13 protein-coding genes are annotated in these 9,095 nt (G+C 59.8%); all 13 read left to right on the top strand.

Features of this window, described 5'->3' with window-relative positions:
- Position 1: 1 nt before the first annotated feature.
- The 13 genes from IPI58_09860 (at position 2) to IPI58_09920 (ending at position 8,675) form a co-directional block, all read left to right on the top strand.
- Positions 2-1,261: a phage portal protein gene (locus IPI58_09860; GenBank protein ID QQR69105.1), complete on the top strand. Its 1,260-nt coding sequence runs from the start codon at positions 2-4 to the stop codon at positions 1,259-1,261.
- The gene (locus tag IPI58_09865) at positions 1,258-2,112 is read left to right on the top strand and encodes a Clp protease ClpP (GenBank protein ID QQR69106.1); all 855 of its coding nucleotides are present in this window, start codon (positions 1,258-1,260) and stop codon (positions 2,110-2,112) included. The genes IPI58_09860 and IPI58_09865 overlap by 4 nt, the downstream gene beginning before the upstream one ends.
- On the top strand, positions 2,045-3,316 hold the full coding sequence (locus tag IPI58_09870; protein ID QQR69107.1) for a phage major capsid protein: 1,272 nt from the start codon (positions 2,045-2,047) through the stop codon (positions 3,314-3,316). Before IPI58_09865 ends, IPI58_09870 begins: the two co-directional genes overlap by 68 nt.
- 69 nt (positions 3,317-3,385) lie before the next feature.
- The gene (locus IPI58_09875; protein QQR69108.1) at positions 3,386-3,823 is read left to right on the top strand and encodes a hypothetical protein; all 438 of its coding nucleotides are present in this window, start codon (positions 3,386-3,388) and stop codon (positions 3,821-3,823) included.
- 67 nt (positions 3,824-3,890) lie between these two features.
- Positions 3,891-4,223, top strand: coding sequence for a hypothetical protein (locus IPI58_09880; protein QQR69109.1), 333 nt, complete (start codon positions 3,891-3,893; stop codon positions 4,221-4,223).
- A gap of 6 nt (positions 4,224-4,229) precedes the next feature.
- The gene (locus IPI58_09885) at positions 4,230-4,811 is read left to right on the top strand and encodes a phage head-tail connector protein (protein QQR69110.1); all 582 of its coding nucleotides are present in this window, start codon (positions 4,230-4,232) and stop codon (positions 4,809-4,811) included.
- A gap of 12 nt (positions 4,812-4,823) precedes the next feature.
- On the top strand, positions 4,824-5,159 hold the full coding sequence (locus IPI58_09890; GenBank protein QQR69111.1) for a phage head closure protein: 336 nt from the start codon (positions 4,824-4,826) through the stop codon (positions 5,157-5,159).
- Positions 5,159-5,641, top strand: coding sequence for a hypothetical protein (locus IPI58_09895; GenBank protein ID QQR69112.1), 483 nt, complete (start codon positions 5,159-5,161; stop codon positions 5,639-5,641). The genes IPI58_09890 and IPI58_09895 overlap by 1 nt, the downstream gene beginning before the upstream one ends.
- Positions 5,642-5,645: 4 nt before the next feature.
- Positions 5,646-6,263 (top strand): hypothetical protein, encoded by a 618-nt coding sequence (locus IPI58_09900; GenBank protein ID QQR69113.1) that lies wholly within the window; start codon positions 5,646-5,648, stop codon positions 6,261-6,263.
- A gap of 20 nt (positions 6,264-6,283) precedes the next feature.
- Positions 6,284-6,478, top strand: coding sequence for a DUF2635 domain-containing protein (locus IPI58_09905; GenBank protein ID QQR70107.1), 195 nt, complete (start codon positions 6,284-6,286; stop codon positions 6,476-6,478).
- Between the two features lie 14 nt (positions 6,479-6,492).
- Positions 6,493-7,998: a phage tail sheath subtilisin-like domain-containing protein gene (locus tag IPI58_09910; GenBank protein QQR69114.1), complete on the top strand. Its 1,506-nt coding sequence runs from the start codon at positions 6,493-6,495 to the stop codon at positions 7,996-7,998.
- 12 nt (positions 7,999-8,010) lie between these two features.
- Entirely contained in the window at positions 8,011-8,376 is a 366-nt protein-coding gene (locus tag IPI58_09915) for a phage tail tube protein (GenBank protein ID QQR69115.1), read from the top strand.
- A gap of 11 nt (positions 8,377-8,387) precedes the next feature.
- Entirely contained in the window at positions 8,388-8,675 is a 288-nt protein-coding gene (locus tag IPI58_09920; GenBank protein ID QQR70108.1) for a phage tail assembly protein, read from the top strand.
- Positions 8,676-9,095 lie beyond the last annotated feature (420 nt).

Genomic DNA, 9,095 nt, shown 5'->3' on the forward strand with positions numbered 1-9,095 from the left:
TATGAGTCTGCTTTCCCGGATCGGTGCTGCGCTTGCCGGTCTCCAGCATAAGAATGTCCAAGCATCGGCGGGAGCCACATTCACAAGTTTGTACGATCCCGATCTGCTGGAGTATCTGCGCGGTGGATCGCAAACCGCTTCCGGCGTTTATGTCACAGCGCTTTCCGCGCTACATAACACGGCGGTCTTTCGCTGCGTGGACCTGATTTCTTCAGCCATCGGCATGTTGCCGCTGCATCTTTACGAGGACGACGACCAAAGCCGCAAGGCAATCGAGCACCCACTCTACGACCTCCTCTATGCCGAGCCGAACGACTGGCAGTCGGCCATGGAGTTTCGGTCCTTGATGCAGATGCGCGCCCTGGTGCATGGCAACGCTTATGCCATGATTGTCCGGTCGCGGGGGCGTGTGTCAGCCCTGATACCGATCGATCCTGAGCGCGTTCAGCCCGAACAACAGGCGAATTGGAGCATTGTCTATCACTACACCCGGTCAGATGGACGGGTCATCGATCTGCCCGCCTCCGATGTTTTTCATCTGCGTGGCCTGTCTTATGACGGCATCCTTGGCCTATCACGTACCAAGCTGGCGCGTGAGGCCATTGGCCTTGCGCTCCAAGCAGAGACCGCCGCCGCCCGGCTATTTAGTAACGGCATGATGGTCGGGGGTGCGTTGACGCATCCCCATAAATTGTCGCCCGAAGCGCAGGCCCTTCTGCGCCAGTCGATGGAGGACAGGTTCGCCGGGGCCGAAAACGCCCATAAGTGGATGATTTTGGAAGAGGGGATGAAGCCCGAGAGGTTCTCGACGACCTCAGCCGAAGCGCAGCACATCGAAAACCGGCGGCATCAGATTGAGGAGATCGCGCGCGTCTTTGGTGTCCCCCGCCCCCTGCTGATGATGGACGATACCAGTTGGGGATCGGGCATCGAGCAGCTCGGGATTTACTTCGTCCAGCACGCGCTACAGCCCTGGTTCACTGCCTGGGAACAGACCATCCGCCGCAGTCTGCTGACTTCTACGGAAAAGCGCGTTTACAAGGCCAAGTTCAACGAACGCGGCCTACTGCGTGGGACACTGGCAGACCAGGCCACCTTCTTTGCCCAGGCGTTGGGTTCCGGTGGTCATCGGCCATGGATGACGCCCAATGAAATACGAGGCCTGCAGGAAATGGGCCGTAGAGATGATCCTGGGGCCGACAGCATGGACCCAGTTTCCCAACCCAAACCAGCCACATCTCAAGAGGCCACTGCCCCATGAGCCGCCGTTCCCTACCATCTTTCCAGGCCTTTGAGCGCCCCAAAGGCTATAGCTGGGACGTTCCCACGCATGTGCTGTCGCGCTGGCAGCCCTGCGCCGCCGCGCCCGATGATGGCGGAATCTCGATCTATGACGTGATCGGCCAAGACCCATGGACAGGCGAGGGATTCACGGCCAAGCGCTGCGCCGCCGCCTTACGCGCCATCGGTGATCGTCCGGTAACGGTGCGGATCAACAGCTTCGGCGGAGATTTCTTCGAAGGCGTGGCGATCTACAATCTGCTGCGTGAGCATCCCAGTGATATTACCGTGCGCGTGATGGGGTTAGCAGCTTCCGCTGCCTCTGTCATCGCCATGGCGGGCGACAGAATTGAGATAGGCCAAGGCGCTTTTATCATGATCCACAACGCCTGGTCTCTGGCGATTGGGAACCGCCATGACATGCGCGATCTGGCCGCCACTCTGGAGCTATTCGATAAATCCATGGCCGAGGTCTATGCCGCACGCACCGGTGATGACCTTACGAATATTACCGCCATGATGGATGCCGAGACCTGGCTGACGACTTCTGACGCCGTAGCCAAAGGTTTTGCCGATGATGTCATTGAGTCCCAGGCATCGGTCGATGCGCGTGCATCAGCGCGCGCCGATCTTGCCGCTCGGCACAAGATCGATCTTATCCTCGCGCAGGCCGGTCTGCCTCGTTCGCAGCGCCGCCAACTGATGCGCGACGCAAATTCCGGCATGCCTGGCGCTGCCGATCCCGCCATGCCTTGCGCTGGCAATGCCCTGGCCGATGCGATCACGCAGGCCATATCCACCCTTCGCTCAAAGGAGAGCCTATATGTCTGACCCCGTTGAATTGCTGAACCAATTGAACGCCGCATTCGAGGCGTTCAAAACCGAGAACAGCGCCGCCCAAGCCGACCTGCGTAAGGGGCTTGACGTGGTCCGAACCGAGAAAGTGGATCGGATCAATGCCGAAATCAGCGCCTTGCAAAAAGAGCTGGATCGCGTGAATACGGCTATCGCCACGCAGCGTCTGGGAACTCCCGGCGGCGCAGCGCTGGACCCTGCCCAGGCGGCGCATCAAAAAGCCTTTAACCAGTGGTTCCGGAAAGGTGAAGGGGAAGCGGAGCTGCGCGATATGCAAGTCTCCGCTAAGCTGGTCACCGGTTCTGATCCCGATGGCGGTTATGTTGTTCCCGAACAAATGGAAAAGGCTATCGACCGCGTTCTGACCACGGTATCAGCTATGCGTGGCCTGGCCACGGTCATGTCAATTAGCGCGCCCATTTACAGGAAACTCATTAACCAAAGCGGGGCCACTGCCGGATGGGTAGCCGAGGAAGAGTCTCGCCCCGAAACCGTTACGCCCAGACTGTCGGCGTTGGAATTCGGCGTTGCCGAACTCTATGCCCAGCCGGGGGCCACCACCGTTGCGCTGGACGATGCAAGCATGAATCTCGAGCAATGGCTGGCTAACGAAGTGTCTACGGTCTTTGCCGAAAAAGAAGGGGCCGCTTTTATCTCCGGCACCGGTGTCAAGCAACCACGTGGCCTCTTGTCCTATCCGACCGTGGCCAATAGCAGCTATAGCTGGGGCAGCCTTGGTTTTACCATCACCGGCGCGGCGGCGGCGTTCGCCAGTTCCGCTCCTGCCGATGCTCTGATTGATCTCTACCATTCCCTGAAGCAGGGGTACCGTTCAGGCGCGGCTTGGTTGATGTCGGATGTTGTCCTGGCAGCCATTCGCAAAATGAAGGACGGTCAAGGAAACTACTTGTGGGCACCACCCACAATGGCCGATGCGCCCAGCACGATCTTGGGCAAGCCTGTCTATACGGATGACAACATGCCGTCGCAGGGGGCGAACGCTTTCCCAGTTATTTTGGCGGACTTCAAGCGATCCTATTTGATCTTGGATCGCGTGGGAATCCGGGTGCTGCGCGACCCATTCACCTCGAAGCCGAATGTGCTGTTTTACACGACCAAGCGTGTCGGCGGCGGTATCCAGAACTTCGAGGCGATCAAGCTTCTGAAGTGCTCGACCTAATCGCCATCTTATGGGGAGGCCCATGGGTCTCCCCACCCATGATCATCCACCATTCATAGGGAGCGTTCCATGCAAGACCTTCACTCAGATACCAGCCTTGTCCAGATCATCGGACCCGCAGGCATGACATCCGATAACATCCCGGCGGCCATCGATCTTCAGGGCTATGACGCAGCTGAAATCCTACTTGGCATCGCCGCTGGTGGCATCACGTTCGATGCCACCAATAAAATTGAGTTCAAGCTGACCCATAGCGACGACAATTCGAGTTATGTTGATGTCACAACTGCTGACATGAACGGCGTAACGGTGACGGGCACGGGAATCATTAAGGCGTTGACGAGCGCCCACGCATCGCCTGCCGCCTATCGCTTCGGCTATAAGGGCGGCAAGCGCTATCTCAAACTCCTGGCCGACTTCTCCGGCACCCATGGAACAGGAACGCCGATTTGCGCCATGTTGCTGCGCGGCCATGCTGCTATCCAGCCGCAGGCCAACCAGGCGTAATCCTTCCATTCCATCGCATCGGGCGCGGTCTATGCCGCGCCCGACTTGCTTACTTATGAGGTTTCCGATGAAAGCCACTGTACAGAAGCCATTCAAGGGCGTTCCAGATGGACAGGTGCATCCACGCGATTTTGTCTTTGGCGAAATCGTGGAAGGTGACCTGGCCCTTGTGGCGATTCAAGAAGACTGGGCTTTGTCCGAACTCGCAGGCACCGCGCTGGTGGTTGAAGAAAACAGCGACGCTGGGGACCTGGCGGGAAACAACGATCTCGAGATCGATCCCGCCGCCGAACCCTCTGATGCGCTGGCGAATGAAGAAAACAGCGACGTTAATGGGCAGGTAGCCAATGGAAAAAACACATTACCCATCCAGAAACAAGTCAAAAAGTCCAAGAAATAATCCAGCATGGCACTCGTCTTGATCACGCCACCGGCGTTGGAACCTTTGACGGTTGCCCAAGCGCGGGCGCATCTGCGCGTCGACACGACCGACGATGACGTTGTGATCGAAGAACTGATCCGCGCAGCAAGACAGCGCGCGGAAGATTGCACAGGCCGAGCGCTTGGCCAACAGACATGGGAATTGCTCTTGGCGGATTTTCCAACAAGAGGATCGCCCATCGATTTACCAAAGCCGCCCAACCCCAGCATCACATCGTTGACCTATATCGATCCTTCCGGGGTAAGCACGGTCATGCCGTCCACGGATTATGAGATTGTGCCAGGCTCCGTTCTGTCGCGGCTAACGCCTGTTTATGGAAAGACCTGGCCCGACACGTTACGTCGCGAAGCCTGCGTCAAGATTCGCTATCAGACAGGATACATCCAGGTGCCTGCTCCCATCCTTTCTTGGATGAAATTGCTTGTAGGCACGCTCTATGACCACCGCGAGACGGTACTGCGCGGGGAGACAGCGACAGCAAGCTTTCTGCCTTCTGGCGTCAGCGACAGCCTCATCGATCCCTATATCGTCCCATCCCTCGCTTAACAGGGTTTAGTCATGAAAGTCCCTGGTGCTGGCCAACTGCGCCAACGCATCGATATCCGCGCTGTCAGCGAGACGCCAAACGGAGCTTACGGCGTCGACCAGGATTTCGGCGTGCCTGTCCGCGTGTGGGCATGGGCCACGCCGGTTGTCGGGGCGGCCTATATGGCTGCGCAGCAGATCGATAAAACCGTCACGCATCAGTTTGTCATTAGAACGAGCACCGAACAGATCACCGCGCGCCACGTCATCGAGTGGCGTGGACGTCGCTTTCGGGTGCGCCGTGTGTCGCCGATGGTCAATCATGATCACTTCACAGTGATCGAGGCCGAGGAACTGGGGGCTATCTGATGCCGTATTCAGCCGCGCTTTTCGGGATCGACATCTCGACCGCAGGGTATTCGGGCCACCATTTCGACCGGCGTTTCATGCGCGTCGCCATGATCAAGATCGGGCGCGACGTCCAAAAAGGCGCGCGGCAATTGGTATCCGGACACGGCCCCAGTCGGGCCGGCGCTTATCCGGCGATGGCCACGGGCGCGTTGCGCCGATCCATCACCTACAGGGTCAGCCAACCGGGTTTCATGGTCGTGGTCTCGCCGCGCGATCCCAAGGACGGATCGTTCAAGACCGACGGCTTTTATCCCTCTCTTCTGCATTACGGCGTGCGTCGATCGGGCCGCAGCAAAACCCATCGCAAGCATGCCGATGCCACGCCCTGGCGCATCTCGCCACGCGGCAATTACATGACCGACTCCATGGCGCAGCGCAAGGCCCGAGCCGAGGCCGCCATCATGGACGCGGTGCGTCGCGGCATCACCGAGAAACGATAAGACCATGCTTGACCTTGCAATGATCATTCAGGCCCTCCGCTTGAAGGCGACATCCTTTGCCGGAAGGGTCGCGGGCGCGGCGGAGTTTCAGGCGGCCATGGACACCGAGGCCCTGCAGCTTCCGGCGGCATGGGTCGTGCCCATGGCGGACGAAGCCGAGATGCTGGCCCAGAACGTCACAGCGATCCGATTGACCGAGCGCTTTGCCGTGATGGTGGGCGTATCGAATGCGGCGGATGAGCGCGGACAGACCGCGCGGGTGGGGCTTACCGCCCTGCGAACGGATGTCTGGCGCGCGATTTTGGGCTGGCAGCCGTCTGCGGACGACGGACCAATCGCCTATGAGGGCGGCGACCTGTTGGCGATGGACCGCGCGCGCATGTTCTACCGCCTGGATTTTTCGATGGTCAGCGAGGCCGAAATGCCAAGCCGTCAGGCGGATGATCTGGCGGCACTGGGCGATCTGGAAGAGGTCCGGATCAAGATGGACATGATCGATCCCGCCGCCGATCCCAATACGCCGCCTGTGACCGATCCTGAACTAGGCGGCTACCACGGCGGATATCCCGGCCCGGATGGCCGCATCGAACACGAGACCCGCATCCCCTTACCCCCCGCTTAGGAGCGTCCGTCATGCCCAAGATTTATGTCAAACCGGCCCCTGGCCTGGATGTTCCCGATACCGACAAAGGTGGCGTTTTGCCGCCCGAGGGCCGGTTCGTGGACGACCATATCTATTGGCTGCGCCGCATTGAAACCGGCGAGGTCGTCATATCCGAGCCGCCCGAGCAGGCCGCCGAGGAACAAAGCCCCGCCATCAATCCCCGCCGTAAATAAAGGGAGACTCCGCCATGACCGTGCCGTTCAACAATATCCCGTCCAATATCCGCCTGCCTCTGTTCTATGCCGAGATGGACAACAGCCAGGCGGGTTATTTCGCGCAGAATTATAAGACCCTGCTGATCGGCCAAAAGCTGACCGCCGGTGTCGGCATCTCGAACAAGCCCGTCGTCGTCGGCAGCGAAAGCGACGCGATCAATCTATGCGGGCGCGGCTCCATGCTGGCGCGCATGTACACAATGGCCAGGGCCAATGATCCCCTGGGTGAGATTTGGATTCTGCCCTTAGACGAGCCGGGCGCTGGCGTGGCCGCCACAGGAACCATCGCCATCAGCGGTACGGCGACTTCCGCCGGGGTGCTGTCGATCTATATCGCGGGACAGCGTGTCCAAGCGGCAGTCGCATCCGGCGACACCGCCACGGTCGTTGCCACGGCCTTGGCCGCCGCCATCAACGCGGCGGCGGACCTGCCTGTCACGGCCAGCTCATCCACAGGCACGGTGACTGTGACGGCGCGCTGGAAGGGCGAGACCGGCAACGACATCATGATCCAGCTGAATTATCGCGGATTGTTGGGCGGCGAACGTACCCCTCCGGGCGTCACCGCGACGATCACGGCGATGGCCAGCGGTGCCAGCGCGCCGACCCTATCCTCGGCCATCGCGGCACTGGGCGATCTGGAATTCGATTTCATCGCTTTCCCGTTCACGGATACGACCAGCCTGGACGCCCTGAAGACCGAAATGTCCGACACCACGGGCCGTTGGTCCTATCTGCGTCAGATTTACGGGCATGTTTACAGCGCCAAGCGCGGCACGTTGTCGGCCCTGACAACCTTCAGCTCGGCGCGCAACGATCAGCATGCGTCCGTCGCGGGGATCGAGGCCAGTGTCCCCACGCCAAGCTGGGAGGTGTCTGCGGCATTCACCGCGCGTTCGGCTGTATTCCAACGCATCGATCCGGCCCGTCCGACGCAGACCGGAGAGCTGACCGGCGTCCTCGCCCCCATCGACGGCCAGCAATTCATCTCCACGGAACGCCAATCGCTGCTGAATGCCGGGATCGCGACGCTCAAGGCCACCAGCGATGGCGTGGTGCGGATCGAACGCGCCATCACGACCTACCAAAAGAACCTATGGAACCAGGCCGATCCGTCCTATCTGGACAGCGAAACCCTGCACACATCGGCTTATGTCCTGCGGTTCCTGCGTCAGCGGGTCACGCAAAAATATGCGCGTCACAAGCTGGCCAATGACGGCACGCGCTTTGGCGAAGGCGCGGCCATCGTCACCCCCGCCATCGTCAAGGGCGAGCTGATCTCGGCCTACCGAGAGCTGGAATTCCTGGGCATCGTCGAAAACGCCGATGCGTTCAAATCCGGACTTATCGTCGAACGACCGATCACCGATCCCAATCGCCTCGACGTGCTGATGGGTCCCGACTACGTCAACCAGCTGCGCGTCTTTGCGGTGCTCAACCAGTTCCGCCTGCAATACCCCGCCGCTCTAGCCGCCTAAGGAGAGATATCCATGCCCAACAAACGCATCGCCGGTGTCTGCTTTATCAAAGTGGACGGCCAGCAACTCCAGGTCAAAGGTGACGTCGAAGTTCCCATCACAAGCCTCAAACGCGAGACGGTGATGGGGCTTAGCGGCCCCGCCGGTTATAAAGAGACCGCCGAAGCGCCCTATGTGAAGGTGACGGCTCTATTCACGAGCACCCTGCCTCTGGACAAGATCATCGGCAATACCGAGATGACGGTGACGGCGGAACTGGCCAACGGCAAGGTCTATGTTCTGTCGGGGGCTTATCTGACGGACCAGGCTTCGGCCAAGGCCGATGACGGCACCATCGAACTGAACTTCGAAGGCGCGCGCGGGGAGTTCTTGGCATGAGCAAGGAATCCATGATCAACCTGGCGGTTCCCATCACCGCCTCCGGAGAAAGCGTGACGCAGATCAAGCTGCGCCGCCCCATGGGAAAAGACGTGCGTGAGCTGGGGTACCCCTACAAGATGGGTGCCGATCAGGCGGTCACGCTCCAAGCGGGGATCGTCGCGGCCTATATCTCGCGCCTGGCCGAGATTCCGACATCCTCCGTCGATCTTTTGGACCCTGTTGATTTCAACACGCTGGGGTTCGAAATCCTTGGTTTTTTTCTGAACTCGGATGCGGCGACAACGCCAAGCAGCTGATCGAGCGTCTTTACGATACGGCATGGTTCTGGCGGCTTTCTCCGCTGGATATCTTCGATCTCCCGCTGGATGAGGCCATGGACCTGGAAGCCCAAGCGCACCGCATCCATACCGCCCAGAGCAAAGGGTTAACCGCATGACGCAGCAATCAACGCTTAAGGTCGTCTTTATGGCGGTCAATAAGCTGTCGAAACCGCTGGAAGACATGCGTCGCCAGGTCAAGACCTGGAAAAAATCCATGGACGCTTTCTCGCGCGGCGCGGTGCCGATGGCGGCAGGCCTGGGCGCAGGGGTGGGGATGGCCGCCAAGGCCTTCGCCGATCTTGAAGACGCCGGTGTCCGCCTGAAGTCCTCGCTGATGGGGGCGTCAGGGGCGGTCGCGTCAGAGTTCGAGCAAATCAACGAATTGGCCATCAGCCT

The organism is Alphaproteobacteria bacterium (genome assembly GCA_016699305.1).
Lineage (GTDB): Bacteria > Pseudomonadota > Alphaproteobacteria.

Bases quoted from the DNA above. Each gene is read 5' to 3' on its own strand.
- IPI58_09900 (QQR69113.1), top strand. From the start codon at position 5,646: ATGCTTGACCTTGCAATGATCATTCAGGCCCTCCGCTTGAAGGCGACA.
- IPI58_09890 (QQR69111.1), top strand. From the start codon at position 4,824: ATGAAAGTCCCTGGTGCTGGCCAACTGCGCCAACGCATCGATATCCGC.
- IPI58_09865 (QQR69106.1), top strand. From the start codon at position 1,258: ATGAGCCGCCGTTCCCTACCATCTTTCCAGGCCTTTGAGCGCCCCAAA.
- IPI58_09915 (QQR69115.1), top strand. From the start codon at position 8,011: ATGCCCAACAAACGCATCGCCGGTGTCTGCTTTATCAAAGTGGACGGC.
- IPI58_09860 (QQR69105.1), top strand. From the start codon at position 2: ATGAGTCTGCTTTCCCGGATCGGTGCTGCGCTTGCCGGTCTCCAGCAT.
- IPI58_09885 (QQR69110.1), top strand. From the start codon at position 4,230: ATGGCACTCGTCTTGATCACGCCACCGGCGTTGGAACCTTTGACGGTT.
- IPI58_09895 (QQR69112.1), top strand. From the start codon at position 5,159: ATGCCGTATTCAGCCGCGCTTTTCGGGATCGACATCTCGACCGCAGGG.
- IPI58_09875 (QQR69108.1), top strand. From the start codon at position 3,386: ATGCAAGACCTTCACTCAGATACCAGCCTTGTCCAGATCATCGGACCC.
- IPI58_09870 (QQR69107.1), top strand. From the start codon at position 2,045: ATGCCCTGGCCGATGCGATCACGCAGGCCATATCCACCCTTCGCTCAA.
- IPI58_09920 (QQR70108.1), top strand. From the start codon at position 8,388: ATGATCAACCTGGCGGTTCCCATCACCGCCTCCGGAGAAAGCGTGACG.
- IPI58_09880 (QQR69109.1), top strand. From the start codon at position 3,891: ATGAAAGCCACTGTACAGAAGCCATTCAAGGGCGTTCCAGATGGACAG.
- IPI58_09910 (QQR69114.1), top strand. From the start codon at position 6,493: ATGACCGTGCCGTTCAACAATATCCCGTCCAATATCCGCCTGCCTCTG.